This is a genomic window from Sphingobium sp. AS12, assembly GCF_019097845.1.
Taxonomy (GTDB): Bacteria; Pseudomonadota; Alphaproteobacteria; order Sphingomonadales; family Sphingomonadaceae; genus Sphingobium.
Map to the genome: position 1 here is coordinate 1 of NZ_JAHRGM010000091.1, position 1229 is coordinate 1229.

Annotated in this window: 1 protein-coding gene; it reads right to left on the bottom strand. The window is 58.6% G+C overall.

The annotated features are described in order from the left end of the window. Positions 1–37 precede the first annotated feature (37 nt). Positions 38–1164 (bottom strand): IS3 family transposase gene (locus tag KRZ98_RS23115; RefSeq protein ID WP_211258307.1). Its coding sequence is split into 2 segments (ribosomal slippage): positions 38–933 and positions 933–1164, totalling 1128 coding nucleotides; the frame shifts between segments, so codons are not numbered across the junction. Positions 1165–1229 lie beyond the last annotated feature (65 nt).

Consider the following 1229-nt stretch of genomic DNA (forward strand, 5'->3'; position numbering starts at 1 on the left):
TGGACTTGTAACGGTTTTGTGCCGGTCACCTATCTCATTATGCCACCTTGGCTTCGAACGCGAGCGGGCTGATGCCGCCCAGATATGAATGGCGACGACGGGTGTTGTAGAAGCCATTGATGTACTGGAAGATGGCGGCTTCTGCCTGACGCCGCGTCGGCCAGCTCTGCCGCCAGATGAGTTCGGCCTTCAGGGATTTGAAGAAGGTCTCGACGGACGCATTGTCGTAGCAATTTCCCTTGCCGCTCATCGATGGACGCAGGCCATAGGCCTGCAGCTTTTTCTGATAGTCGTAAGAGCAATATTGGCTGCCACGATCCGAATGAAAAAAGCAGCCTTCCGGAGGCTGGCGCAGGCGCACCGCCATATCCAGCGCTCTGATCGCCAAGTCCTTCTTCATTCTGTCGCTGACTGCCCAGCCCACGACGCGACGGCTATGCAGGTCGAGAATGACGGCAAGGTAGAGCCAGCCTTCTGACGTCCAGATATAGGTGATGTCGCCGGCCCATTTACGGTTGGGCGCATCGGCGGCAAAATCGCCGTCCAGCCAGTTCGCTGCGACCCCCAGTCGATGGTGGCTATCCGTCGTAACCTTGTGCTTGCGCGTGCGGACTGGCTTGATCCCGTTGATCTTCATCAGCCGCCCGACCCGGCGCTCGCCAACATCGAGCCCCACCTCCTTCAACTCCATCGTCATGCGAGGACGGCCGTAGCTGCCAAGGCTCAGCCTGTACTGTTCTCGGATATGGGCCAGCACTTTCATATCTGTCCGCTCCCGCCTGCTAATCGGGCGCGAGCGCCAGGAACGATAGCCGCGTTCACTGACATCCATGACACGGCAGAGCAGTTCAACGGGCCAACGATGCCGCCAGCTATGCACAAAAGCGAACTTCACGGCCTTTGGCTCGCGAAGAACTGCGTGGCCTTTTTTAGCACTTCCCTCTCCTCCCGCAGCACACGGTTCTCAAGACGAAGGCGTTCATTCTCACGCGCCAGATCTGCCTGCGGCGCTGCCACCAGGTCAGATGGCCGATACTGTGACACCCATTTGCCCAGCGTCGACTTCCCAATCCCCAAATCCGATGCAACCCGGTCGCGGGGTAATCCGCTGGTCAGCGCAATCCGCACCGCCTCCTGCTTGAACTCTTCTGTATGCTTGATCATCTCGTCGGTCTCCTGTTGCGAGCTCTAATCGCTCAGGTGACCGGCGCAAATCCGTTACAAGTCCA